This is a genomic window from Bacillus sp. MBGLi79 (genome assembly GCF_002953915.1).
The window spans coordinates 1,605,789-1,630,936 of the sequence record NZ_CP026521.1 but is presented as its reverse complement, the minus strand read 5'-3'; the positions used below and the strand labels follow the sequence as shown (position 1 = coordinate 1,630,936).

Genomic DNA, 25,148 nt, shown 5'->3' with positions numbered 1-25,148 from the left:
TTCATGACCCATTCATTTGCTGTTCCACGTTCTGTTGAATGGAAAGAAACAGCTATTACCATTTTAAATCAGCAAAAGCTTCCTGATGAGACGGAATATTTGGAGCTGACGACGAAAGAGGATGTATTTGATGCGATTGTCACGCTCAAAGTAAGGGGTGCTCCGGCGATCGGCATTACGGCTGCCTTCGGACTAGCGCTTGCTGCCAAAAACATTGAAACAGATAATGTCACGGAATTCCGGCGCAGACTTGAAGACATCAAACAATATTTAAACAGCTCACGGCCTACAGCCATTAATTTGTCATGGGCGCTTGAGAGACTGAGTCATTCGGTCGAAAACGCGATTTCCGTAAATGAAGCAAAAACAAACCTTGTCCATGAAGCAATTCAGATTCAGGTCGAGGATGAGGAAACGTGCCGGTTGATCGGCCAAAACGCCCTGCAGCTTTTCAAAAAAGGCGACAGGATCATGACGATCTGCAATGCCGGCTCAATCGCGACAAGCCGCTATGGAACGGCGCTAGCTCCGTTTTACTTGGCCAAACAAAAAGATTTGGGATTGCACATTTATGCCTGCGAAACAAGGCCTGTCCTGCAAGGATCACGCCTTACTGCTTGGGAGCTGATGCAGGGAGGCATTGATGTCACGCTAATTACAGACAGCATGGCCGCCCATACGATGAAGGAAAAACAAATTTCCGCTGTTATCGTCGGAGCTGACCGAATTGCAAAGAACGGTGATACGGCAAATAAAATCGGCACATACGGCCTTGCTATTTTAGCAAACGCCTTTGATATTCCGTTTTTTGTCGCCGCACCTTTATCTACATTTGATACGAAGGTCAAATGCGGCGCTGATATCCCGATAGAGGAGCGGGATCCCGACGAAGTCAGGCAGATTTCCGGAGTACGGACCGCTCCATCAGATGTGCCTGTCTTTAATCCCGCTTTTGACATTACACCTCATGATCTCATTTCAGGAATCATCACAGAAAAAGGGATTATGACCGGTAACTATGCAGAAGAGATTGAACAGTTGTTTAAAGGTGAAAAGGTGCATTAAAAAACCGCTGGACTTTGCTCATTTGGAGCTGAGTCAGCGGTTTTTTTGTTTCTTTTTGTTAACATTGATGATTTCATCTTTTTGAGCGCTTGATAAGATATGCAGTTTCACAAACAGTTTGGCAAAAACGGCAATTTTCTCAGAGCGGCTCGGCTTCAATTGCTTTGTCCTCCTTTTTCATCAGACCAACTTTTTTAACTTAATAAAATGATATGTCGGCTGTGAAAAAAGGGAACGTGCCATATGTTTTATTTTTCTTTATAGGAGATTTGCTCGATGTTCAGCAAAAATGCTTTGAGATCAGTTTTGCTTCCGGCGTAGCCTGTTAACGCGCTGTTTTTGCCAATCACTCTGTGACACGGAACAAAAATCGGCAGGTCGTTACGTTTATTAGCCTGTCCGACAGCGCGCACCGCCTTCGGACTCCCGACTGCAGCGGCAATATCAGCATAGCTTCGGGATTCACCATATGGGATCCTCTCCAGCGCCTCCCACACTTTTTTCTGAAAAGGTGTGCCCTTTTGGCTGAGGGGCAGGGAGAATGTCTTTCTTTCTCCGGCGAAATATTCATGAAGCTGTTTTTTCGCTTCTGCAAGAAGAGGTGTTTCCTTGTGTTCTGTCTTCTGAACGGTTTCTTTCCAATCCATCCAATCTTCCTGACTGAGAAATAGACGGGTGATCCTGCCCTCCTCTTCGGCAATGATAAATTCACCGAGCGGCGTTTCAGCTGTCATATAGTAATTCACTCATCATTCCTTCTTTCTTCAGCATTCTGTCTGACGGGAAGCGTAATATGAAAAACGGTGCCCTTTCCTTCTTCACTTTCGACCATAATCTCGCCTTGATGTTCTTCAATAATTTTATAGCTTACCATAAGCCCAAGTCCAGTTCCCCGTTCCTTTGTCGTATAAAATGGTTCACCAAGGCGCTTTAATTTATCTTCTGTCATTCCAATCCCCTCGTCTTTTAAGGAGATGAGGACATGATCTTGATCCAGTACCCTTATCGTCACAAAAATGTTTCCGCCGTCAGGCATCACTTCGATGGCGTTTTTTAATATGTTGATAAAAACCTGTTTCAGCTGATTCGGTTCACAGTAGATCGGGGGAATGTCGTCCATTAAATCAAGCTGCATTTGTACATTGCTGAGATTGGCTTGCGCGTTTAGAAGGTCTATCGTGTCTCTCATAATTTGGGTAACATGTTTTTCCTCATACATAATGGCCTGGGGCTTGGCTAAAATCAAGAATTCGGTGATGATGGATTCGATGCGCTTTAGTTCTGAGGTGATCACGTTGAAGTAAAGGGCGTAGTCTCCCTCGACACTTCCTTTCAGGAGCTGAATGAAGCCTTTAAGAGCGGTCATCGGATTTCTGATTTCATGGGCAATGCCGGCTGCGAGTTCGCCGACAACATGAAGGGTATCTGATTTGCGCAGGCGTTCCTCCAATTCTTTTCGCTCTGTAACGTCTTTAAAGATAGCCAAGTTCATATTTTGAATAATATTCCGTTTAAATGAGAATTCGAGTTTTCGATTGTCACTGCTGCTTAGCAAAAATGGAATTTCGTTGTCCATTTCATCAAAATTAATCTGCCTTGCCGGTGATGCCAGATTTTCTATTTCATAAGCAGAAATAATATCTAGCAGGCTGTGCTGTTTGATCTTTTCATGTGACAGCCCCAAAATATGGCTTGCTAACGGGTTGGCGTCGATAATCCTGTATTGATTGTCGAACAATACATTGCCGTCCATTGAGCCGTTGAACACTTTTCTGAATTTCAGCTCGCTTTCCCGAAGCTCCTTTTCCATCCGCTTTCTGTCGCTGACATTTCTTAAGATCGTTAAATGCTGGTTTTCAAGTATGGTCCGCTTTGAAGTGAATTCGAGCTCTTTGAACTGCCCATTCCCCATTTGAAACAGCAGCTCTTCTCTGATCTCTCCGTATTTTGCATATTTCCTTTTCGTTATGCTGTATTTCTGCTGCGAGTCGACGAGAAAATCACACAGCTTTCTTTTCAACAGCAAGTTCATCGGCAGCTCAAAAATTTTGCAGGCTGATTGATTCGCCTTAACGATTCTTCCGTCATTCGACCAAATGATGATGGCGTCCATCGCATTTTCAAAGATTTCTCTGAACCGCTCCTCACTTTTAAAGAGCTGAAGCTCCATAGACCGCTTCTCTGTGATATCCCTCATAATAGACATATAAAAACCGCTGATGATGTTTGATGTAATCGTGAATTCAAATAGCTTTTGGACTCCTGAACGAAGCTTGACAGGCAGCTCCCCCTTCGCTTTTCCCTTGCGGTTGAGCGTCTTCCAGATATTGTCGAAATCTTTTCTTGAGCCGCTGTCTATGAACTCATACAACGATAAATGAGACAGCTCATTATGATTGATTTCAAAGCTTTTACAAAAGGACAAATTGGCATCAATAAAACCGCCATCTTTATCAAACAGGACGATTCCATCAACCGCTCTGTCAAACAAGTCCTTAAAAAGCTGTTCATTCATAGAGAATTCTCGCTCCAAAATCTTCTTAGAAGATATGTCCCTCATGACAACAAAAAAGAAATCCTCGCCAATGCCTCTTTTGGCCAGAAACTCTATGTATTTTGTCGCCCCGCAATCAAGCCTGATCGGGACCTCCTTCCACAGAAAGCCTTTTTTAAAAAACTTCTTTACGGCAAGATTCAGTTCATCCTTTGGGATTGAAAACAAAAAATCCAAAACAGAACGCTCTTTTAAATCTTCCGAATCAACTTGAAGCATCCTTTCTGTTGCTTCATTCGCCTTAACGATTCGCATTTCGTTATCACAAATAAAAATAGCATCGAGCGTATTGTTGACAATCACTTGATGCTGATTCAATTCCTTTTTCAGTCGCGCGTTTTCTTCTTTGAGGCGATTCAGTTCCTCTCGCAGCTCCGAGTTTGTCTGGACATCAAGAGTTTCCATGCATGTACACTCCTTCTTCAAAACCTATCCCTCAATATTTCTACAAAATGCGGGAACTTCCTTCATTTGCCCTATAAATTTCAGAAAATTTCAGCGCCATTACATTCCGAAGACATTTTCTACGATCCTTACCGCCACTTTACATCGTCCTAACAATCAGCATTTTTTTAGATTCCTTTTTCATCTTTTATTTTAAAATATGTACCAGCAGGGAATAATCTCTTAGTGACTGATGAAAGAGAAGGTGATGCTATGAGTAAATCGCGGGACAGTTATTTCGATAACGCAAAATTTTTATTGATATTCCTTGTTGTATTCGGTCATATTCTTCGTTCCTTTATTAATGATAATCACTTTATGCTCTACCTCTACAAGTTCATTTACACATTCCATATGCCTGCATTTATTCTTGTATCCGGTTATTTCGCAAAAGGCTTTAAACGGGCGGGATATGTAAAAAAGCTGGCGGCCAAGCTGATTATTCCGTATTTGATTTTCCAAATCATTTATTCCGTTTTTTATTACATTATGCAAGATGAAAGCATGGCAAATGTGAACCCAATTGATCCGCAATGGTCGTTATGGTTTCTTGTAAGCTTATTCTTTTGGAACCTGCTTCTATATCCTTTTTCAAAGCTTTCAAAGCTGGGAGCGCTGTTTGTCAGCTGCGGAATCGCCGTGCTGATCGGTTATCTGGACTTTGTCAGCAGCACGCTGAGTTTGTCACGGACATTCGTATTCTTACCGATGTTCCTTGTCGGTTTTTATTTAAATAAACATCATTTTGATTTATTGAGATCAAAACGAGGCAAACAAATTGCGCTCGGGGTGCTTGCCGCCGTATTCGTCATCTGCTGGGGCATCGATTTTGACTATTCATTTCTGTTTGGTTCAAAACCGTATTCGTCATTTGGAGACGTTACCCTTGTAAGCGGACTATCCCGAATCGGCTGGTATGTACTCGCCTTTGCGGCAACCTTTAGCTTTTTAGCGCTCGTTCCGCAAAAACGGTATTTCTTTACCAAATGGGGGACCCGGACATTTTACGTGTATTTGCTTCACGGGTTTATTATTAAAACGCTGCGGCAGGTCGGTCTTGAGGATTGGCTTACTGACTATCAAAGCTTAGTGATCCTCTTGCTTTTAACAGCAGCACTGACATCAGTACTCTCCAGCAACTTTGTTAAGACAGTCGCTCAGCCTTTCATTGAGCTGAGGATGACCAGCTTATTGCAATTTGTCAGAGGAACGGGCAAAAATGCTTATTTAAAATAGAAAAGCACCTCTTAAGCGGGACACCGCCTAAGAGGTCTTTTTTATTTCTGTTTATTGTTTTTGTTTTTTTTATTTTTCTTTTCAGGCTTTGTGACTTCTAGCGTTTCGATGATCTTTCCGGCATTGTAATCCCCAAATTCACTTGAGAATTCTTCCTCCAGCACCTTCTTATTCAAAGGCTTTTTATGATTTTGCATATCTCTGCTATGACGGTGTTTCTTCACAATCACATGCCTCCCTGCTTACCCTGTTTGGAATTGCGGTTTGCCCCTCTAAAATTGGGGTCGTCATGATATTGTGTCTTATATGAATTTGGGTCCATGCTCTCGGTAGGTGTATTGTTATTTTTAATGGCTTCATTTACTTCAGCTTTACGCTTCATTCGAATCCTCCTCGCCAGTTTTCACACATTTCGGCTATAGATGCAGGGGCATTAAACTGCACCTGTCGAAGTTAGGTTCTCCAACTGAACAGGAGGCACACATCTTTTTTTTGGCAATCAAAAAACACCGCTGAATTGGCGGTGTTTTGTCTATCCGATAATCACTCTTTCCTTCGGATAATGATAATTCGCTTCAATTTCCTTTCTACCTATCAGATACAGGAATGTCAGGATGCCGATTCGTCCGATAAACATAACAATCATAATGACGCATTTTCCAACACTGCTCAAATCAGCCGTAATTCCAAGTGACAGACCGGTTGTACCGAATGCCGAGCACACTTCAAACAAAAGCTCCAGCAGGGAATGCTTTTCTGTAATGGTCAGAATGAGTGTCGAGCCAAAAACGAGCAAGATCGCCATCATTGTGACAACAAGCGACTTCATCAGGTCAGCAGGGTGCAGCTCCCGTTTGAATACCTTTACGGACTTATTACCGCGGGCGAAATGAAACAGCGCAAGAAGGTTCAAGGCAAAAGTCGTTGTCCGTATGCCTCCCCCGACTGAACTTGGCGACGCTCCGATAAACATCATCGCACAAATAAAAAAGAGTGTGGGATCTGATAATTGGCTGATATCGATTGTGGCAAGACCCCCGCTTCGGGTTGCCGTTGATTGAAACAGGGACAGAAACAAAATATCATGCCATGATTTTCCTGCGAACGCATGGTTTGCTTCCAGGGCAAAGATGCCTATGGCTCCAAACAAGACAAGCGAGCCGAACGTAATCGTTGTGATCTTCGTAAAAAGCGTAAATGGATAACGGCGATGCTTTGAAAACAGGAAATCCTTTACTTCAACCAGCACAGGAAATCCAATCGCTCCAAATATAATTAAAAGCATTGTAATAAACTGCACAAAGTAATCGTGACGAAATGGAATCATCGAATTACCGGTAATATCAAATCCGCCATTTGTCGTTGCGCTGATACTGGCAAAAAACCCGTGTAAATAAGCTTCCTGAAAGGAATCATAGTAGGTTAAGAAATAAGTGCCGAGTATAAGCCCGCCAAAAAATTCAATCCACAAGATCAGAAAAAGAACCTGCTTCATCAGATTGACAACCCCGGAAAACTGGGATTGGTTTTGGTCAACCATAATCAATTTCCGTTCTTTCAGCCCGATTCGTTTTCCCATGATCAGCCAAATGAACGTTCCGAGCGTCATAATCCCGATTCCGCCAAATTGCAGAACAAATGCCAATATAAAAATGCCTGTTGTACTGAATGTATCAGCTGTATCAACGACCGTCAGCCCTGTTACGCTGACTGAACTGACGGCGGTAAACAGCGCATCAATGAACGTCCAGTCCGCCCCCGGTTTATGGCCCGCCGGCAAACTCAGCAATATAACGGCCACAGTAACTGCAAGAAAATAATATAATGCGATCAGCTGGGCCGGTGACAGGGCCTGTATCAATTTTCCAAACTTTAATTTCATGTAAAATCCTTCTGCCTCTCTTTTTAAGTACGGTAATTATTCTAAAGATATTAGGTCCATTTTTAAAGGCTTTTACGGAACATTTTCTTAACTTGCTTATTTTTTTATGTTTTTAATCAATGGATAAAATAAAAAAACCTCTGAGAATTTCCTCAGAGGAACAATGTGTTTGTATTACTTAGCTTCCAGCCGTCTGATACGCTCATCTAAATCAGGGTGAGTAGAGAAAAGTGAAGAGCGCTTCTTGCCATTGATCTTTAACGTTTGGACAGCTGTCTGATCGTCTTCCATCATTCGGGAAGAGTAGCCTTTAAGCGTCCGAAGCGCATGAATCATCTTATCCTTGCCGGCAAGATCCGCTCCTCCCCTGTCAGCATGGAATTCACGATGGCGTGAATACGCAAACACAACCAGGCTGCCAAGTATCGAAAAGATAATCTGAAAGACAATCATTGCAATAAAATGTACGATCGGCGCTAGATCTTCTTTGACAAAGCGGCTTGCAATCCAAGCTGCGATGCGTGATAGAAAGACGACAAAGGTATTGACGATACCTTGTAAAAGCGTCATTGTTACCATATCACCATTAGCGATATGCGCGACCTCGTGGGCAAGCACTCCTTCAACCGCCGCATCATCCATCTGCTCCAGCAGCCCAGACGATACTGCGACAAGAGAACGGCGTTTAGACGGTCCAGTCGCAAACGCGTTTACTTCAGGTGAACGGTAAATCCCGACTTCCGGCATTTTCGTTAACCCTGCAGAACGGCTTAATCTATGGACACGATCAACCAATTGCTGTTCCTCGTAGCTGAGCGAGTGTTTTTTCGGATTCAGCACTCTGACGCCCATCATCGTCTTTGCCATCCATCTGGACATCGCAAGAGACGTAAAGGAACCGACAAAGCCAACGACTAAACTGAACACAAGAAGCGCCATTGGATCGATTCCGCCATCAGCTGTAAAGTATGTCCCTACTCCGGTAACAGAGCTCAAAATAGACAAAACAATCCCGATTGTTGTAAGCACCAAAATATTCGTTAAAATAAACAGAAAAATTCTTTTCGCCATAACAACCTCCGTTATTTTAAGTTCAAAAGAACCTGTATATTTAAATTATAAAACATCCATTTGAAAATGCAAGGAATTCGACGTATGATGTTAATGTAATTTGCTGACGCTTCAATTTTGAACTTATACATAAACCGCTTATCCGCGTCAAATTGTTTAAAGAGGTGAACAATGAACATTTTTAAACTTTCTCGAACCGATATGGTGCGGCTGCTCTATTCCTTAAAAGGACAAGGAGAACATAGCCCGCTCGACATTCTCGTCCAATCAGCGAACATGTCAGCAGAAAAAGCAGCCAATCATCTTGAAATTCCTGAATTTCTTACAAGATACGAACGAAAAAAACAGAAAAAAGAATACGGCCTCTCTACAAATGAAATCGTAGAGCTCGGCAACTTATGCGAACTGACTTCATTAAAGTCAACCGCGATTCAAAACTGGGTAAAGCGTGATATCAAGGATCTGATCGGGCACCCTGAGCTGGGCAAAAAATACTCAGTTGAACAAGCAGTTATTCTTTTAATTGTACGTGATTTAAAATCCATTTATGACTTTGAACACATACGGGCTATTTTAAAAGTGGCCTTTAACACAATCTCAGACAGATCCGATGATGTCATTAGCCCGATTGCTTATTATGAAAGCTGTGCATATGTGCTTGATGCCGTTCATCACCAAGATACTCCTTCTATGAAAGAATCAAATCTGCAGGTGATCGTCGAACAGGAGACAGAACGTCTCCGCTACCGTTTTGAAGAACTGAATGACGGCCAATGGCTTAAAATCAGACAGATTATCGCCATTACAGTCCTCTCCATTTTAACGTTCCATATTCAGGCAACCGCTCATAAAATGACAGCAGACATTTTATAGTCTGCGCACCCCCGGCTCAGAGGCCGGGGGTTTATTTTTCTCCACAACAATTGCCAGCATAAATAATCCCCGTATATTTCAAACTAAATACGCGTTAAGAATTTCTTTATAGAAAAAGGAGATGAAAAAGATGGCGAGCAGAAATAAACTCGTTGTTCCAGGGGTGGAGCAGGCACTAGACCAATTTAAACTCGAAGTGGCTCAAGAATTCGGTGTGAACCTTGGTTCTGATACAGTCGCACGCGCTAACGGCTCTGTAGGCGGAGAAATGACAAAGCGGCTGGTGCAGCAAGCACAATCTCAGTTAAACGGCACAACTAAATAAATTCAGGTCTTTATTCGCCGGGGGCACTCGGCGAATCTTCATTTTGAGCTGAATTATTATCACTGCTGTAGCCGTTTGGATTACGGCGGTCTGAAGCGTTATCCCTTCTGGATGAAGAACGATTCTTGCCCTGTTCACCATTGTTCCAGTCCCTGTGGTATTGGCTTTGACCTTTGTCAGCGCTGTTATTTTCATTTCCTTTATCTTGAGGATCTTGTATTGGGGTTTGCTCATCGTCCCCATCTTTTTCGGTATTTGTGTTTTCATCTGATTCCTTTACATTTTTATCTTTATCACTTTTATCAGTCTGGTCATCCGCTTTATCTTCTTTCTGGTCACCGGAATCCATATCATTCAACTGTTCATTATCTCCTTGCTTGCTGTCCTGGGAGTCGGTTTGATCGGTGTTTTCACCCTCATTTTCTTCACTCTTTTGATCCTCTTCCCCGGATGGTTTGCTGGAGTCATCTTTTAAATCTTTATTGTTATTCTTTTCATTTGATTTGATGTAGCTGCCTGTTGAAACGCCTTCTTTCTTCGCTTTTTCCCTCGTTTGCATATCAGACTCGAGAGATTCCATGCGGTATGTCGTTTTATATTTTTCAGTCACATCGTTGAGCTGTTTTTTCACAGCTTTTTTATATGTATTGTCTTCCGTATTTTCATAAACAGTGGAAATCAATATTTCTTTCGATTTCTTTACATACCCGTGCTCATTGCAGTCGGTTATAATATCGTCAATCACCTTTTTAAAATCAGTCTTCTCCCAATCATCAATATCATTTACGACCTGCTTTCCCTCATCGTTTAGAGGCGTCAGTTCAATCACTTCATAATCGCTGTTTAACGCCATTTCGACGCTTGGATTGATATCGATTGTCATATACGCATAGGCCTTATTGTTAGAAAAAACGGGGAGAACTATAAAAATAAAAAGCATAATAGCAGTCATCGTAAAAATCCCCATTTTGAAAGGGCGCAGTTTAAAAAAATCAAAAAAGCTGGCCCTTCTGCCCATGCGTGTTTCACTCGGAAGCATGATTTCCTCTCCGATTTCATAGCTGTGGCGATCATTTTTGGCTTTTAAAAATTGTCCGTCAGGGGTCAGCAACGTGACGAATTTTTTATTTTTCTCTACTATAATCCCTCTTCTCATGAGTGCAGCACCCCTTTAAGATAATCTTTTAAATAAATATAATCACCCGTAATAATAATACACATCGCAATAATATATTTTCTGTTTCTCTCAATCGTTTTTCGGCTTACAGAGACAAGCTGCTCCAGCTGTTTCACTGGAAGCTGCTTCTTTGTATACAGAATAGCGGCCAATTCTTCGTGTTCAACAAGCGTCATTGCCACCTTTATGGCGTTTTGCCTTGCATCCGTGTGCTTTGGAGAATTTTCAAGCAGTTCTTTAAACGACAAACCATAATCCTTGAGCTGCCTTTGAAAATAGAGGATTTCCTCACGCCTCTGCTCCTGTTCAATCTGACGGCGGTATTCATCAATGGAAAGCTCGGCTTCAATCAGGCTTTGTGATGATTCCTGATCGTCTCCTTCCTGTAAATCGATATTTATATTTTGTGCGCTTCTGGCTTCTTTTCTAATGTAATCAATGACTTTTCTTTTTATAATAAGCTCAGCAAATGCGAGCAGAGAATTTCCTTTTTCAGGTGAATATTTTTCAATGGCTTCATTAAACGCGATCAGTCCAATACTGAACTCATCGTCTTTTTCATCTATATATCGTTTACAAACGGATGAAACCGTCTTTGCGATAAATGGCTTATATTGCTGTATTAATTCATTTTGCAGATCTTTATTGCCTTTTTGTATACTCTCAACAGCTTTTTCAAGCGTTTGCTTCTTTTTTCCCAATTTAAACAAAAGGCTAAGCACTGGTTTCACCTCAGTTCCTCCCTATAACTACTCATTAATGATAGCTAATTTGATAGGGATTCGCAAAGGAGAAAAAGAAATATTGATTTCCAATGTCTCAATTATGACAAACCATTCTGACGTCCTATACATGATTTCGTGCCTTTCTAAAGAATTAAGGGGGTTTTATGCGTGTTTTTTGTAACAAACCTGTTATAAAAATGTTATTTTATTTCGGGGATGAAAACGCTTCAAACACGAAAAGACTCTGCTTTTAAGCAGAGTCTTTCAGATTACGCCCGTTCCCGAGTGCTGTTTTTTTGTTCGTTTTGTGTGCCCTCCAGCTGTTTTTTCCCACCTGACATAAACCAGCCGCTAACTGCAATTGCCGCTAAGACACCCCAGAATATCAGCTTCCATGCTCCAGAATGGATAAAGTGTTCAGAAACAACCGCTATGTCACGATGGGCAAGCGTATATAAAGCAAGCTTCACTCCGACCCAGCCGACAATCACAAAGGCTGCTGTTTCTAGGCTTGGACGTTCCTTTAATAACTTTACAAACATTGAAGCCGCAAATCGCATGATCACCAGTCCGATTATACCACCGGCCAAAATGACGATAAATTGCCCTCCGTCAAGTCCGCCGATCTGCGGGAGTGATGTCCCAGGGAGCGTAACCGCCAGTGCTACTGCTGCTAAAATAGAATCAACAGCAAACGCGATATCTGCCAGTTCCACTTTTAAAACAGTCGGCCAAAAACCGCTTTTCTTCGTCTCTTTATGCGTGTCTTCTTTCTTAAATACATATCTTTTCAATAAGTGGCTTGCTGAGATATACAGCAAATAGATCGCGCCAATCGCTTGAACCTGCCATACGTTGACCAAGAAAGAAATTGCAAATAAAGAGCCAAATCGCAGCACAAAAGCCCCTGCCAATCCATAAAACAACGCTTTTTTTCTTTTTTCCTCCGGCAAATGTTTTACCATGACCGCCATAACCAGTGCGTTATCGGCGGCTAAAATCCCTTCCAGCCCGATCAAGACGAGAAGAACCCAACCATACTCTAATAATAATGCTGCATCCATAAATGATACCCTCCCAAAAAAGTTGTTTTCTTTCTCTTCATCCGATCTTATGCCGGCCGGACCATGCAAAAAAGACCTTTGCCGACATAAGGCAAAGGTCTTGCTAGACATGAATTCAAGCATGCCAACAAAGCCGATGGATACCATCCATGAAATGACGACTTTGTTTCCGGAATATATTCCGGACGCTACTCCCCTTTGGGATTTCAAGAAATATCATTTTATACGTCAATAATATGCGCAGTGCGGTGATTTGTCAACGTTTATTTTTTAAAAATACTGATAAATGTTCGGAGTGCGTGCGTTTCTTCCTCTTTTTCATCAATAAGTAGAGCAGAAACAGCACCAAAATCGCTATCCCGATCGGAAGCATATATTGATCAAGAATAGAGCCGACTTCCTTCCAATTTTCACCGAGCTTCACACCGAGATAAACATATACAAATGTAATCGGAAGCATAGCGATGAATGTATAAAGCGAAAACACCCAAACATTCATTTTTGCAATGCCGCACGGTATGGAGATCAATGTCCTGATGCCAGGCAAAAAACGGCCGCTGAAGGCGACAAAGCCCCCATGTTTTTTAAAAAATTGATCCGACTTATCAAGCGCTTCAGGCTTAATAAAAAGGTACTTCCCAAAACGTTCAAGAAACGGCCTTCCTCCGTACCTTCCTATCCAATACAGCGTAAGCGGACCGGCCACTCCTCCAAGCGTTCCTGCCAAAACAACGCCGGCAAGCGTCATATCGCCTTTCGATACCCAGTAGCCCGCAAGAGGCAGGACGATTTCAGCGGGGATAAACTCAATACTGAGCGCTAGAAATATTCCAAAATAAGATAAGCTTTTAAATGCTTCTATCCATGACATAACCAGCTCTTCGATAGCCTTCAACTCCCCTTTTCCCTATTTATGTATTGTACATTTTATTTTTTTGGAAAACGTCAACATGATTTTAACACATTTTTCACGGTCAGCTGAACTAAAAATAGCTCTCACTCGTATTTCTATCATCTTGAAGGCTGAAAGTCTGGAGTTAAGCAGCCGATAATAAAGAGAGTCAACAAGACTGGAACATCAGATACGGGAGGAATCTCCATTTGGAAATACACGTTACGTATAATACGACGCTCATATATTTATCTATTCTTATTGCCTGTGCCGCCTCATACATTTCCCTTGAACTGTCAAGGAAAGTCACGATCCATACGGGTTTAAAAAGTAAAGTTTGGCTGATTGGCGGCTCACTTATAATGGGATTCGGGATTTGGTCAATGCATTTTGTAGGGATGATGGCCGTCCATATGGAGATGGAAATGCAGTTGGAATATGAATTCATGCCTTTAATGGCATCCATTGGTGCATCTGTTTCTGGATCATTTGTGTCATTATATTTTGTCAGCCGGAACATTCTTACATTTTACAGACTGCTTACCGGATCAGTTGTGCTTGGCGCATCTATTGCTTCTATGCACTATATCGGAATGTCTGCCATTTCCCGGGTAATGATTATATATGAACCGATTCTATTTACAGTTTCAATTATCATTGCGATTGCAGCATCTTTCGTCTCGTTAAAGATATTCTTTGACTTGGCCGTAAAAAAACATTCTGATCATCTTATGTACTATAAAGTCATCAGTTCACTTGTAATGGGTTTAGGGATTTCGGGCATGCATTATACAGGAATGCTTGCCGCAACTTTCCATGAGGACACGGCTCCTTCCGGAAGCCATATGGAAGTACATACGTTTCATTGGTCAATTTTTGTTACTTTAATTATTTTTTGTATACAAACATTATTATTATTCAGTTCCCATGCAGACCGAAAGTTTATGAAACAAAGCGAACGCATAAAGGATAACGAACAGAGATTTCAATCTTTAATCAACCACAATATTGATGCCATCTTTATTTTGTCATTAGAAGGCGACATTATATCATCAAATCATGCCGGCGAGGAAATGATCAGCAAATTTGGATTCAGCATGCACGATTGGAGAAATTATACATCCCAGAAAATTAAGCGCCTTTTTGAGCAAGTTAAAAAAGATAAACAAGCGATGAACAGTGATAGCGATCTGATTACTGAAAAAGGCCAGTTTCACTTAAATATTACGCTCATACCTGTTGAGGTCAATCAAGAGCTTGACAGCATTTATGTTATTTGCAAAGACATGACAAAGCAGTACAGAGCAGAGAAAGAAATCCATAGAATGGCTCATTATGATTCGCTTACAGACTTACCTAACAGAAGGCATGCCATCTCTCACCTAACAGAAGTGCTGAATCGCGAGCATACCTTACATTATAACACCGTTGTATTCTTTCTGGACTTAAACCGGTTTAAAGTGATTAACGATGCATTAGGGCATAATGTCGGTGATCAACTGCTTCAGCTTGCAGCTAAGCGCCTGTCATCTGTAGTTCCTGATAACGGATTTATTGCCCGTCTTGGCGGCGATGAATTTATTATTATATTGACAGACGCCAATACAGGAACTGGCGAAGCAGATGTTTTAGCAAGAAAAATTATCCAAAAATTCGAAAAACCTTTTAAAATCCAAGAGCACACTCTAGTCACATCTGTCAGTATCGGGATTGCAATATCTCCAAAAGACGGGACGGATGGCCTTGAATTGATGAAAAAGGCTGATATGGCGATGTATGCCGCTAAAGAACCAAACAAAAGCAAATACAGGTACTTTTCTTTTTCAATCGGGAACAAAGAAACCGTCAAGCTGAATCAAGAGATCGTACTTAGAGAAGCAATTGAAAACGATAGGTTTGTTTTACATTATCAGCCGCAATTCAGCGCAAAAAACCAAAAAATGACAGGGGTAGAAGCATTAATACGTCTTGTCACACCCGACGGGCAGCTGTGCCCACCTGGAGAATTCATCGGTGTCGCAGAAGAAACGGGCCTTATTATTGATATCGGAAAGTGGATTATAGATGAAGCATGCAAACAGGCAAGGGTTTGGCATGACAAAGGCTATGATCTTTCTGTCGCCATCAATATTTCCGCCAAACAGTTTCAATCCGAAGATCTGATTCCCCTCATCAAGGATACGCTCAATAAATACAAGCTTCCTCCGCACCTTCTTGAAGTGGAAGTGACAGAAAGCATGACAATGGACAATCTTGATCACTCCAAAAAGGTTTTGTCATCGCTAACGGAATTAGGAATCAGAATCAGTATTGACGATTTTGGTACAGGCCACAGCTCGCTTAGCTATTTGAAGCACTTTCCGATTCACAGGCTGAAAATTGACAAATCATTTATTGACGATATTCAAACCCATCGTAAATCAGAGCAAATTACAGGGGCTATTATTGCCATGGGCCATCAGCTGTCTTTGCAGGTGATTGCCGAAGGTGTTGAAAATTCAGCACAAAAGCAGCTTCTTTATGAAAAAGGCTGCGACCATTTGCAGGGATTCTTTTTCAGCAGGCCAATACCGCCGGAACAAATCGAACAATTCATTATTGAACAGCCGCCGCAATAATAGCGCCGGCTGTTTTTTTCACCCATAAGTTACTACACATGAATCGCCCCCCTCCTCTTCACACTAAAGAAAAAAAGGGGTTTATCGATATGCATACAATGTGGAAGGGATCGATCAGTTTCGGATTAGTAAACATCCCCATCAAGCTATATGCGGCCACAGAAGATAAAGATATTAAGCTGCGCAGCCTCCATAAAGAGGATCACGCACCAATTAAATACGAGAAAGTTTGCACGAATTGCGAAAAAACACTTAGTCCTGATGAAATTGTCAAAGGATATGAATATGTAAAAGGAAAATATGTAGTGCTGACGGACGAAGATTTAAAAAGCTTAAAGCAGGAGCATGAGGAGAAAGCGGTTGAGATTGTTGACTTTGTTCAGCTTCAGGAAATTGATCCGATTTATTTTAACCGCTCCTACTTCGTCGGCCCCGGGGATAACGGAACGAAAGCCTATACCCTGCTGCGTGAGGCGCTGCGTTCAACCGGAAAGATCGGTATCGCCAATATGACAATCAGGTCAAAGCAGCAGCTGGCGATTCTCCGCGTTTATGAAAATTGTATCGTCATGGAGTCCATCCATTATCCGGATGAGGTCAGAAGCGCCGCTCATGTCCCAGGTGTACCTGATCAATCGAATGTAAATGATAAGGAACTGCAAACCGCTATCACATTAATAGATGAACTGACTGCTGAGTTTAAACCTGAAAAATATGAGGACACGTATCGTCAGGCTCTGCTGCAAAGAGTCAATGACAAGCTTGAAAATAAAGAGACAGCCGTCACTCCTGATAAAGCGCCACCGCGTGAAGATGTCATTGACCTGGTAAGCGCACTGCAAGCGAGCATCGACAGAACCAGAAGACCGAACCCCGAGACACCGGCTGCCGCACCTGCACAAGCCGCTGAACCGAAAGGAGCCGGAGATAAAAAACGGAAAACGACTAGAAAAAAAGCCTCCGGCACGTCATAGTCCATGGCGTTAACCATGCAGCCGGTCCTTACTTCGTCACCGCCAATTGGAGAAGAATGGCGTTACGAAGTTAAATATGACGGGTACCGATGTATTCTTCGCATCCATTCTTCAGGTGTGACCTTAACCAGCAGAAATGGTGTGGAGCTCAACAGCACCTTCCCTGAAATCACACAATTCGCCAAAAGTGTCTTTCAACCTATGGAAAAAGAACTTCCGCTGACACTTGATGGAGAAATCGTATGTTTGGTGAATCCTTGTCGAGCAGATTTTGAACATCTTCAAGTACGGGGACGTTTAAAAAGGCCAGACAAGATTCAGGAATCGGCAAACGCGAGGCCGTGCTGCTTTCTCGCTTTTGACTTATTAGAGCGAAACGGAGAAGATGTAACGCTTCTTTCGTATTTGGACCGTAAAAAATCGCTGTATGACCTCCTGTCCGCAGCAAAGCTTCCTGCGTCTCCAGACCCTTACGCAAAGGAAACCATCCAATATATCCCCTGTTACGATCATTTTGATCAACTCTGGGAAATGGTAATGAAATATGACGGAGAAGGAATTGTAGCGAAAAAAAAAAACAGCAAATGGCTCGGAAAGAAGCGGTCGTCCGATTGGCTCAAATATAAAAACTTTAAACAAGCACATGTTTGCATAACAGGCTTCAACCCTAACAATGGGTTTCTGACGGTGTCCGTATTAAAAAACGGGATCATGACACCGATAGCCTCTGTCTCGCACGGAATGCGTGATGAGGAAAAAAGCGCGATACGAGAGATTATGGAACAGCACGGACATCAAGCACCTTCTGGCGAATTTACGCTTGTACCTTCTATTTGTGCAACTGTTCAATACTTAACGATTCTTCAAGGCACACTAAGAGAGGTATCGTTTGTCGGTTTCGAATTCCAAATGGACTGGACCGAATGCACGTATGCGCAAGTCATACGCCACTCCAAACCGGTTCACCCAAAGCTTCAGTTCACAAGCCTGGATAAAATCATATTTGAAAAGAATAAAAAAACAAAAGAAGATTTTATTCAGTATATGATTGAAGTCAGTGACTACCTGTTTCCATTTCTGAAAAACCGTGCTGTCACCGTCATTCGCTATCCGCATGGAGCTAGGAGCGAATCATTTTTCCAAAAAAACAAGCCGGACTACGCGCCGGATTTTGTTCAATCTTTCTATGACGGAAGCCATGAGCATATTGTCTGCGATGATATGTCTACGTTGTTATGGCTTTGCAACCAGCTTGCTTTGGAGTTTCACGTCCCTTTTCAAACCATTAAAAGCAGGCGTCCGGCTGAGATTGTCATTGATTTAGACCCGCCTTCGCGAGATGACTTTATTATGGCCGTTCAGGCTGCAAATGAACTGAAGCGGCTGTTTGACTCCTTTGGCATTACTTCGTACCCGAAGCTGTCCGGCAACAAAGGCATTCAGCTTTATATTCCCTTGTCTTTTGAGGCTTTCACGTATGAAGAAACACGCCAATTTACACAGCTGATTGCCGAGTACTGCACCAATGCATTTCCCGAGCTATTTACCACTGAACGCTTGATTAAAAACAGGCACGGCAAATTGTATCTTGATTATTTGCAGCATGCAGAAGGAAAAACGATTATCTGTCCCTATTCAACAAGAGGAAATGAGCTCGGGACTGTCGCGGCACCGCTTTACTGGAATGAAGTACAATCATCTTTAACACCCGCTCTGTTTACAATTGATACCGTCATTGATCGGATTAAGAAAAAGGGCTGCCCATTTTTTGATTTTTACCGCAACCCGCAGGACGAACCTCTTAGCGCTATTTTACATCAGTTGAAAAAAAGAGCTGACTAATGAAGTCAGCTCTTTCCGTTTAACTGTACTTTTTCTCTAATCGCTCTTTTTCCTGGCGCTGAAGCGGGCTCAGCGGCTCATTATACAAATCGATATCAATCGCGTATTTCGGGCGTCTTTTCACTTCGGAAAAAATAGTCCCGATATACTCTCCGATAATCCCAATTCCCATCAATTGCAGCCCGCCCAAAAACCAAATGGAAATGATGAGAGACGCCCAGCCTGCATTCGTATGGCCGAGCAGCTTTTGAATAAACGCGCCAATCCCTGCCACAGCGCTGAGAAAAAATAAAACAAATCCCAATAGCGTAAAGAATCGAATTGGTGCGACACTGAATGATGTAATCCCGTTAAAAGCGAATGACAGCATTTTTTTCAGCGGATATTTCGTTTTGCCGGCAAAGCGTTCCTTGCGGTCATACAACACTTCGGCTGACTTAAAACCGATCATGGGAACAATGCCTCTTAAAAACAAATTCGCTTCTGGATAACGCTCAAGCTCTTCAAGGGATCTTTTATTCATTAAACGAAAATCAGCATGATTATAAATTAATTTAATTCCAAGCTTATTCATGAGGCGATAAAATCCTAATGCGGTCGTGCGTTTGAAAAAGGTATCGGTTTTTCTGCTCCGGCGGACACCGTACACGATCTCGCAGCCTTCATGATATTTCAGCATAAAATCCCGGATCACAGAGATGTCGTCCTGAAGATCAGCATCAATCGAAATGACACAGTCTGACCTATTCCTCGCTTTATGGAGTCCGGCTAAAAGCGCTTTTTGGTGGCCGACATTGCAGGCTAATTTTAAGCCGGTAACCTTCTTGTTTTTTATGCTCTCCATGGCAATCAAAGACCAAGTGCGGTCTTTGCTGCCATCATCGACGAATAGAATTTTACTGTTTTCAGCAATTAATTTCTCTTCAATTAAATCGTCTACAACCTCTGTCAGCTGACGGCTTGTTTCTTGAAACACTTCCTCTTCATTGAAACACGGGACGACGATGGTTAATACTGGCTGTGGCTGTTTCAATCGATATCCTCCTTATCTTGTTTCATATAAATAAATGCGCCAAGCAGAATCCTTATGGTCAAACGTCTTGACAAGCGCAAGATGGTTTTGTTCAGCATTCATGATCGGAACTGAAGAAAAAATGTACCGTCCGCCCATTTTTTTAAATACATCTGTATTTAATTGAAGATTGTTGATCGTTTTCTTCGAGTTCTTTTTGAAATCGTATCGTTTACCGAGCTCATCGACAAAAAGGTAGCAGCGGCTGCCCCACTCATCAAAATATTGTTTCAGCCGAGTGTTTTTTTCCAGCTCTTTTTCGATGATTTTCCTAAATTCATATTTATAAGAAAGTGGATATAGATTGTTATACGTATCTAACGTATAAAACCCGTTATATTGGGCGATAGACGGATGCAGGCCGATGCTCGCCACCCTGTACGAATCTTGCGGGCGTCCGATAAATTCCTTAATCTCGTTGAATTGCTCGGATGCATAAAACTCCCTAAATGTCGGCGCGTTGTAATGAACACCATACGTATACTCTTCATTAAAAGGCGCCAGCACCATCAGCTGTGCAGCGACCGCGGCGTACACAAGCCATTTCCACCCTTTCCCCATCCGCCAAATAAGATATAAAGCAAGCGCAAAGCTCACGTATATAACAAGCGGTCGCAGAAAATGAAATCGGGCAAAATTAAATTCTGCTAAAAAGGCAAATGTCTGCTTAGGCACTGCCCAAATTTTGTTAAACCAAAACGCATACCATAATGACAGTCCGTAATTAAGCACACATAAAAACAGATAAACATTTTCTGGCTTTGTCCGATTTCGTTTGAACAGCAGAGCAGCAAATACGAGCAGCAGAATCGGGAGGATGACAACGGTATGAACGGTCATCACATGATTATGGCCATAGACAAAGTTTTTTACGGATAGTCGAAGAGAATGCCAAACGTCATGCCTGGATGAGATAAATTCAATCCGATGCATCGGTGCATGCTCAAACAACATCGAATAGACAAGCCGATATTCAACGAAAAGATAGATACTCGTCATAAATGCAATACTGCCTAAGAAAATCAGATTCCATCTTCTTTTTGTAATGGCATCATACAGCCAAAAACACGCCATTCCTGCCAGGAAAAAGAAGAAGCCTAACACAAAGCTTGAATATAAAGGAAGCAGTCCGAGCGTCAGCCATTCTCTCCATGAGATATCCCCTTTTCGGATATTTAAAAAAGCCCACAGTGCCAAAGGGTACCCAAGCGTACTTAGCATTCCCGAAGGCCAGAAAGGTGTTAAGGCAAATGCAAGCGATACGCCAATTCGGATGAAAGCCGCTTTTGGCTCCGGGATCACATGTTTCTTCAGCAGCACATACATTCCATAAAAAGCGACAACTCTTGTAACCGTTTGGCTTATTGCATAGGCGGTCATGGAAGAAAAGAATGCATGAAGCCAAACAATGCCGCTCCACTCGGTGCCAAAGGCATCCCGTGGCAGCCCGTTAATGATTTGCGGAATGGCAGCGTCAACCTTGCCGACGATTTCTCCGCTATCGGCAAGAACCTTGTACCACGCGATGTTGGAATCTAAATTATCGTGGACTCGGATATGGGCATCTTCCTTTAAAATAAAAAGCGGGGATACATACAGCAAAAGAAGAAATAATGCGATCCAGAGATAATATGTTTCTTTTTTTTGTTGTCTCATCAACCTTAACATTGCTTACACATCCATTTGTTATTCTGACTCCGTCGGCATGTTCTGCCTCATGTGTCAAAATTTATTATCCCTTTTCCCTTCCAAATCATTCATCATATGACAATCCGTTTTTCTGCCTGTCTCTACCCATTAATTCCCGCTATCCATAGGGCTTGATCACTTACTATACTGATAGCAGGGAGGGGATATATTTTGTTTACAATCTTACTTTCATTGGCCATACTCGTATTTGTGCCATTTCTATATAAAGCGAACCGCAATACAAAAGATGTGAAGGTCAACACCATTTCAATCGATCAAAAAGACGGCCTTCCAGCCAGAAAAAAATTAAATATCCTTCATTTATCAGATCTTCACTTGGAAAACATTTCAGTCTCACCTGAGGAGCTGTATCTTTTAACAAAAGATCAGCCTGTGGACATCATTGCTCTTACCGGGGATTTTCTTGATCGGAAACGTAATATTCCGAAGCTGGCAGGTTACTTGAACGCCTTGCAAAAGCTGAAGCCTGCATATGGAATGTACGCGGTGTTCGGTAACCACGATTATGTATTGAAAGAAAGAGACTTTCAGAGGCTGAAGCGTGTTTTAGAGGAAAACGGCTGTATCACGCTTCAAAATGAACATGTTCGAATCGAGACGGCTGCTGGACCAATCAATATTATTGGCATTGATGATTACAGTACGAATCGCAGTAATATCACCGGCTCTTATCAAAGTTTAGAAAACGGCTATCAGCTTGTACTAACACATGACCCAAATATTATTCTGGATATGAAAGATGTTCATTATGATTACCTGCTGTCAGGCCATTTTCACGGCGGGCAAATCCACTGGCCAAAACCGTATCATTTGGTGAAAATGGGCAAGCTCGTGCGCATGAACATGATTAAAGGTCTTCATTATCATCATGATAAGCCATTTTATATCAGCGAAGGCTTGGGACAAACCGGCGTAAATATCCGTGTCGGAAGCCGCCCTGAAGTGACATTTCATCAGATTTAAGCAAAAAAGACTGTGCTGACCGAGGCATCAGTCTTTTTTTTGATAGGTTTTCTGTAGCTTTTCTTTTGAGATCAACAAATAGGATGAATTCGGTAAATGCCGCAAGCTCACAGGCTTTGAAGTCAAATATAAAATCGGCACATGGGACATTTTTTTAAAGCATCTGTAAAAAGGGTTCACCGGAGTGATCACATCAAAGCCGAGCCTTTTTACACCTTTGTCAAGCATCGTAATCCCAATAATTCCTTTGATTTTCTCGCTTTTTTTATGATTGTTGATATAGTCTAGAAGAAGCGGCATCGATTGATATACTTTCTGATAAATAATGATTCCTTTTCTGACCGTACTCTCAATGCTTTGCAGTTCTCTTATCAGCTTAATATTGTGCAGATGGATTTTAACGAGCACATCATTTTTTCTAATATGCGTTCCGTCGCTCAGCACGACATGATGTCCTTTATACTTCGTCAGCCTGACTCGAAAAACGCTTTTTTGCTCTTTGTCAATCAAGCTTAGCCTAGAAAAAAAGAAATAAATCGGGTCAAGCATTTTCCAAATGGAAAGGAAACAGGTTTTCATCTTTTCACCTTCCTTATGATCAAAAACACCCTTATATTTTGTGAGCGTTCTCCCCAAAATATAGTTGCCATATTTTTTTGGGAGGACTGTCATGAAAAACATTCTCATTTTTCCTTTTTTAAGCATTTCCACCGGCCATCATCATGTCGCTGATGCATTGCAGGCTGAATTAGAGTCTCAGGGGCTTGCAGCTGAGAACATTGATATCTTTTCACATGCGTATAGGCGGTTAGAAAAACTGTCCTCCGCGGCTTATTTAAAATGGATTCAATACTTCCCGAAAACGTATAGCGGCATTTACCGGCTGCTCGCCTGCGGAGAATATCAGCATGACAAACGCTATTCCATGTACGAATGGCTGTTCACACAGCAAATGAGGCACATCCTCCAAGAAAAACAGCCTGATTTCGCCTTCTGCACACATGCGCTGCCTTCTTATCTGCTGAACCGGCTAAAGCCTGAATATCCGAATCTGACGGTTGTGAATGTATACACTGATTTTTTCGTGAATCAATTATGGGGACGGAAGAACATTGATTACCATTTTGTTCCGAGCACCGAAGTAAAGAAGCAGCTCATATCAGAGGGGATCGATCAGAAAAACATATACTTGACCGGCATACCCGTTCACCGAATGTTTGAAATGGGATCAGCAGATGCCTGTCAGCATCATCCGCCATATACCACCATCATCACAGGAGGCAGTATGGGAGTCGGGGGAATGTTAAAATGGGTGCAGAAACTGTCGCCAGGCGGAAAGATCTTATACAAAATATTATGCGGCAGAAACGAAAAGCTCTACTGCTATGTCAAAAGTTTACACCACCCTTTAATTGAGGCGATTCCTTACCTTCACAGCAAAGCAGAGATGAACCGTTTGTACGAACAGGCGGCAGGCATCATGACAAAACCCGGAGGCGTGACCATCAGTGAATGCTTACAGAAGCGGCTCCCCGTATTTATTTATCATGCACTGCCGGGACAGGAGGAAATGAATTTGAACCTTTTAAAAGAAAGGAAGCTTGTCATAGATATGAGAAACTGGGATGTACAAAAAGCAGAAGAACGGTTTGCGGTATTTTTTCAATCAAGTGAACTGATGAAGAAATATCAAACACACGTCAATGGATATCTTGACGAAATGTCTGATAGGAAGATTGAAGATGTTTTAAGGAGAATCCTATGACACAAAAAAACACTCTCCTGAAACAGAGAGTGTAGAGTCGTTAACGAAACAGCAAATGCTGGCTGTGTATGCCCGCTTTCTTGAGCAGGACGATCAACTGGTCCTGTTCATCAGGCGAAAGGCCTGAAAACGCTCTCGCAATACGCAGAGCATGAATCGGATAAATTTTATCCAAATACTCATTTCCCTTGTCAGTTAAATGTGCGTAAACGGAGCGTTTATCTTTCGGGTCCTGCTCCCTTACTAAAAACCCGTTTCTTTCTAGTTTGTCAATAACATATGTGACGTTTCCGCTTACAAGCAGAAGTCTCGACCCAATTTGCTGCAATTTTTGCGGGCCTCTTGTGTACAGGAGCTCCAGTACAGCAAATTCAGTGGGATTAAAACCGTGCTCTTTGCTATCACGGATACTATGTTCGGACACACTTTTGAAAGCCCTTGCAAAAACTCTGTACAAATTCATCGCACGCTCAACTTCTTCTTCGTTAAACGATAATCTCATCATATCTACCTCGTATATAGGATTTTTATAAAAAAATAATGAAAACCCTTACATATAATAAGAGTTCAGTCCCTTACTATACGTATTCGCTATAATTCGAGAAATTCCTTCTAAAAGCAAAAAAATCCTTATACATTATCTTGTATAAGGATAATTTCTGTGATTTGTAATGCTTCGAAAGAAATAAGCATATTCTTTCCGAAGCTCAGAAATCGTCATTTTGTTCATGACCTCTTTATTATAAACCCCAATTTGATAGAGTTTTTCAGAATAATGGCTTCGTTCTTTTTCTAAAGCGGTTTTCAATAAATTACTCATAGCGTCCTCCTTCATTTTGAGGTATCCTATACAAAAGATACTCTATTTAAATGAACGTGGTATGAATCTAATGTAA

At 41.9% G+C, this 25,148-nt stretch carries 24 protein-coding genes, 1 pseudogene and 1 riboswitch; of the genes and pseudogenes, 9 read left to right on the top strand and 16 right to left on the bottom strand.

Features of this window, described 5'->3' with window-relative positions:
• The first annotated feature begins 3 nt into the window (after window positions 1-3).
• Window positions 4-1,065, top strand: a complete 1,062-nt coding sequence (gene mtnA / locus C1T29_RS08285) for an S-methyl-5-thioribose-1-phosphate isomerase (RefSeq protein ID WP_103748844.1) — start codon at window positions 4-6, stop codon at window positions 1,063-1,065.
• Window positions 1,066-1,098: 33 nt separating this feature from the next.
• On the opposite strand, the gene C1T29_RS08280 is transcribed toward mtnA, so the two are convergent.
• The 3 genes from C1T29_RS08280 to kinE all read right to left on the bottom strand — a co-directional run bounded on the left by C1T29_RS08280 (window position 1,099) and on the right by kinE (window position 4,024).
• On the bottom strand, window positions 1,099-1,224 hold the full coding sequence (locus C1T29_RS08280; protein WP_071576678.1) for a hypothetical protein: 126 nt from the start codon (window positions 1,222-1,224) through the stop codon (window positions 1,099-1,101).
• A gap of 89 nt (window positions 1,225-1,313) precedes the next feature.
• Window positions 1,314-1,811: a methylated-DNA--[protein]-cysteine S-methyltransferase gene (locus C1T29_RS08275; RefSeq protein WP_095431437.1), complete on the bottom strand. Its 498-nt coding sequence runs from the start codon at window positions 1,809-1,811 to the stop codon at window positions 1,314-1,316.
• Window positions 1,808-4,024 (bottom strand): sporulation two-component system sensor histidine kinase KinE, encoded by a 2,217-nt coding sequence (kinE, locus tag C1T29_RS08270; RefSeq protein ID WP_103748845.1) that lies wholly within the window; start codon window positions 4,022-4,024, stop codon window positions 1,808-1,810. The genes C1T29_RS08275 and kinE overlap by 4 nt, the downstream gene beginning before the upstream one ends.
• Before the next feature lie 252 nt (window positions 4,025-4,276).
• Between kinE and C1T29_RS08265 the strand changes: the two genes are divergently transcribed.
• Window positions 4,277-5,299, top strand: coding sequence for an acyltransferase family protein (locus tag C1T29_RS08265; RefSeq protein ID WP_103748846.1), 1,023 nt, complete (start codon window positions 4,277-4,279; stop codon window positions 5,297-5,299).
• 41 nt (window positions 5,300-5,340) lie between these two features.
• Here C1T29_RS08265 and C1T29_RS08260 read toward each other — a convergent pair whose 3' ends face one another.
• The 4 genes from C1T29_RS08260 to htpX form a co-directional block, all read right to left on the bottom strand.
• The gene (locus C1T29_RS08260; protein WP_103748847.1) at window positions 5,341-5,523 is read right to left on the bottom strand and encodes a hypothetical protein; all 183 of its coding nucleotides are present in this window, start codon (window positions 5,521-5,523) and stop codon (window positions 5,341-5,343) included.
• 2 nt (window positions 5,524-5,525) lie between these two features.
• Window positions 5,526-5,681, bottom strand: coding sequence for a hypothetical protein (locus tag C1T29_RS08255; RefSeq protein ID WP_014663734.1), 156 nt, complete (start codon window positions 5,679-5,681; stop codon window positions 5,526-5,528).
• Window positions 5,682-5,831: 150 nt separating this feature from the next.
• Window positions 5,832-7,181, bottom strand: a complete 1,350-nt coding sequence (gene ktrD, locus C1T29_RS08250) for a Ktr system potassium transporter KtrD (protein ID WP_103748848.1) — start codon at window positions 7,179-7,181, stop codon at window positions 5,832-5,834.
• A 174-nt stretch (window positions 7,182-7,355) separates the two neighbouring features.
• Window positions 7,356-8,252, bottom strand: a complete 897-nt coding sequence (gene htpX / locus C1T29_RS08245) for a protease HtpX (protein WP_014663732.1) — start codon at window positions 8,250-8,252, stop codon at window positions 7,356-7,358.
• A 171-nt stretch (window positions 8,253-8,423) separates the two neighbouring features.
• Here htpX and htpK point away from each other — a divergent pair, with 171 nt between their 5' ends.
• A complete protein-coding gene (gene htpK, locus C1T29_RS08240; protein WP_040083317.1) occupies window positions 8,424-9,125 on the top strand; it encodes a transcriptional regulator HtpK in 702 nt (233 codons plus the stop codon).
• A gap of 130 nt (window positions 9,126-9,255) precedes the next feature.
• The gene (gene sspD / locus C1T29_RS08235; RefSeq protein ID WP_003218568.1) at window positions 9,256-9,450 is read left to right on the top strand and encodes an acid-soluble spore protein SspD; all 195 of its coding nucleotides are present in this window, start codon (window positions 9,256-9,258) and stop codon (window positions 9,448-9,450) included.
• Window positions 9,451-9,460: 10 nt separating this feature from the next.
• Here the strand turns inward: sspD and rsgI are convergent, their stop codons facing one another.
• The 4 genes from rsgI to C1T29_RS08215 form a co-directional block, all read right to left on the bottom strand.
• A complete protein-coding gene (gene rsgI / locus C1T29_RS08230; protein WP_103748849.1) occupies window positions 9,461-10,606 on the bottom strand; it encodes an anti-sigma-I factor RsgI in 1,146 nt (381 codons plus the stop codon).
• Window positions 10,603-11,358, bottom strand: coding sequence for an RNA polymerase sigma factor SigI (sigI, locus tag C1T29_RS08225; protein ID WP_040083319.1), 756 nt, complete (start codon window positions 11,356-11,358; stop codon window positions 10,603-10,605). Before sigI ends, rsgI begins: the two co-directional genes overlap by 4 nt.
• A 263-nt stretch (window positions 11,359-11,621) precedes the next feature.
• Entirely contained in the window at window positions 11,622-12,416 is a 795-nt protein-coding gene (locus C1T29_RS08220; protein ID WP_269321166.1) for a TerC family protein, read from the bottom strand.
• A gap of 106 nt (window positions 12,417-12,522) precedes the next feature.
• A riboswitch (yybP-ykoY riboswitch) is annotated at window positions 12,523-12,625 on the bottom strand.
• Window positions 12,626-12,672: 47 nt separating this feature from the next.
• The gene (locus C1T29_RS08215) at window positions 12,673-13,287 is read right to left on the bottom strand and encodes a DedA family protein (RefSeq protein ID WP_069150765.1); all 615 of its coding nucleotides are present in this window, start codon (window positions 13,285-13,287) and stop codon (window positions 12,673-12,675) included.
• Window positions 13,288-13,517: 230 nt separating this feature from the next.
• Here C1T29_RS08215 and C1T29_RS08210 point away from each other — a divergent pair, with 230 nt between their 5' ends.
• From C1T29_RS08210 to C1T29_RS08200, 3 genes are read left to right on the top strand one after another with little or no spacing between them, the layout of a single operon-like run.
• A complete protein-coding gene (locus C1T29_RS08210; protein WP_142393697.1) occupies window positions 13,518-15,926 on the top strand; it encodes an EAL domain-containing protein in 2,409 nt (802 codons plus the stop codon).
• A gap of 38 nt (window positions 15,927-15,964) precedes the next feature.
• The gene (locus C1T29_RS08205) at window positions 15,965-16,900 is read left to right on the top strand and encodes a non-homologous end joining protein Ku (protein WP_080478212.1); all 936 of its coding nucleotides are present in this window, start codon (window positions 15,965-15,967) and stop codon (window positions 16,898-16,900) included.
• A gap of 3 nt (window positions 16,901-16,903) precedes the next feature.
• A complete protein-coding gene (locus C1T29_RS08200) occupies window positions 16,904-18,742 on the top strand; it encodes a DNA ligase D (RefSeq protein ID WP_103748850.1) in 1,839 nt (612 codons plus the stop codon).
• Between the two features lie 19 nt (window positions 18,743-18,761).
• Here the strand turns inward: C1T29_RS08200 and C1T29_RS08195 are convergent, their stop codons facing one another.
• A complete protein-coding gene (locus tag C1T29_RS08195; RefSeq protein WP_103748851.1) occupies window positions 18,762-19,775 on the bottom strand; it encodes a glycosyltransferase family 2 protein in 1,014 nt (337 codons plus the stop codon).
• Window positions 19,776-19,787: 12 nt separating this feature from the next.
• Entirely contained in the window at window positions 19,788-21,482 is a 1,695-nt protein-coding gene (locus C1T29_RS08190; protein WP_071580601.1) for a DUF6044 family protein, read from the bottom strand.
• Between the two features lie 192 nt (window positions 21,483-21,674).
• Here C1T29_RS08190 and C1T29_RS08185 point away from each other — a divergent pair, with 192 nt between their 5' ends.
• Complete coding sequence (locus tag C1T29_RS08185) at window positions 21,675-22,487, top strand: metallophosphoesterase (protein WP_095431444.1); 813 nt, start codon at window positions 21,675-21,677, stop codon at window positions 22,485-22,487.
• Between the two features lie 27 nt (window positions 22,488-22,514).
• Here the strand turns inward: C1T29_RS08185 and C1T29_RS08180 are convergent, their stop codons facing one another.
• Entirely contained in the window at window positions 22,515-23,066 is a 552-nt protein-coding gene (locus C1T29_RS08180; RefSeq protein WP_103748990.1) for a YkoP family protein, read from the bottom strand.
• A gap of 91 nt (window positions 23,067-23,157) precedes the next feature.
• On the opposite strand from C1T29_RS08180, the pseudogene C1T29_RS08175 reads away from it, so the two are divergent.
• Window positions 23,158-24,287, top strand: a pseudogene (locus C1T29_RS08175) (glycosyltransferase).
• Between the two features lie 5 nt (window positions 24,288-24,292).
• Here the strand turns inward: C1T29_RS08175 and C1T29_RS08170 are convergent.
• Window positions 24,293-24,757 (bottom strand): MarR family winged helix-turn-helix transcriptional regulator, encoded by a 465-nt coding sequence (locus C1T29_RS08170; protein WP_003232536.1) that lies wholly within the window; start codon window positions 24,755-24,757, stop codon window positions 24,293-24,295.
• Between the two features lie 132 nt (window positions 24,758-24,889).
• The gene (gene ykoL / locus C1T29_RS08165) at window positions 24,890-25,072 is read right to left on the bottom strand and encodes a stress response protein YkoL (protein ID WP_014663719.1); all 183 of its coding nucleotides are present in this window, start codon (window positions 25,070-25,072) and stop codon (window positions 24,890-24,892) included.
• Window positions 25,073-25,148: the final 76 nt, after the last annotated feature.